The following is a 968-nucleotide window of genomic DNA, read 5'->3' on the forward strand; positions in this document are numbered from 1 at the left end:
ATATTGATATTTTGACGAGGTCGTGATGAGTTGGGTAGTCCGGGAACTGGGGATGTGGAATTGGGGGACGCGCGACGGACGCGGCGGCTGATCAAGCTGGTGGAAGCTTTGGCGGCGGCGCCGACCGGGAGCATTCCTCTGGCGAGTGGGGGTTGGGCGGAGACGAAGGCGGCATACCGGCTGTTGGATAACGAGGCGCTGGACTGGCGGGAGATGCTGGAGGTCCATACCCGGCGGACGGTCGAGCGGATGCGAGGCCAGCCGGTGGTGTTGTGCATTCAGGACACGACGGAGCTAGATTTCACCAGTCAACCGGGGATTGCCGGGTTGGGCCGGCTCAGTTACGACGCTCAGCACGGGTTGTACGTCCATCCGACCTTGGCGGTGACGCCGGCAGGGATGGCGTTGGGGGTGGTGGATGCCTGGATGTGGGCGCGGGGGCCGAAAGAGCGGCCGGCCGTCAAGGAAAGCACCCGCTGGGTGGAAGGCTACGGGATCGTCGCCGATCTGGCCGAGACGGTGCCCGACAGCCGGCTGGTGTACGTGGCGGATCGGGAAGGCGACTTGCGGGCGCTGATGGACACCGCCGCCCGGCGGGGGTATCCGGCCGATTGGCTGATCCGGTCCCGGCACGACCGCAACACCGCCGACGGTGACAAGCTGTGGGACCGGCTGGCGCGGAGCGAGGCGCTGGGCGAGGTGGAATTCACCCTGCCCGCCGCCCCCGGTCGACCGGCGCGCGTGGTGCGGCAAACCCTCTACCGCGACGCCGTGACCTTGCCGGCCCGCAAGGGTGCGCCGGCGGTGACGGCGACCGCGATTCTCGCACGGGAAGAACAACCCCCGACCGGCCAGCAGGCGGTCGCATGGCGGCTGTTGACCAACCGGGAAGCGGACACGCTCGAGGCGGTGGTGGAACTGATCGATTGGTATCACCGGCGCTGGCTGGCGGAAATTTTTTTCAGAAT

1 protein-coding gene is annotated in these 968 nt (G+C 67.3%); it reads left to right on the top strand.

From position 1 onward, the window contains the following. Positions 1-54: 54 nt before the first annotated feature. Positions 55-968 (top strand): IS4 family transposase (locus BN873_RS14660; protein WP_071244315.1); only part of this gene is annotated, 914 nt, incomplete at its 3' end.

The sequence above is a fragment of the Candidatus Competibacter denitrificans Run_A_D11 genome (genome assembly GCF_001051235.1).
Taxonomy (GTDB): Bacteria; Pseudomonadota; Gammaproteobacteria; order Competibacterales; family Competibacteraceae; genus Competibacter_A; species Competibacter_A denitrificans.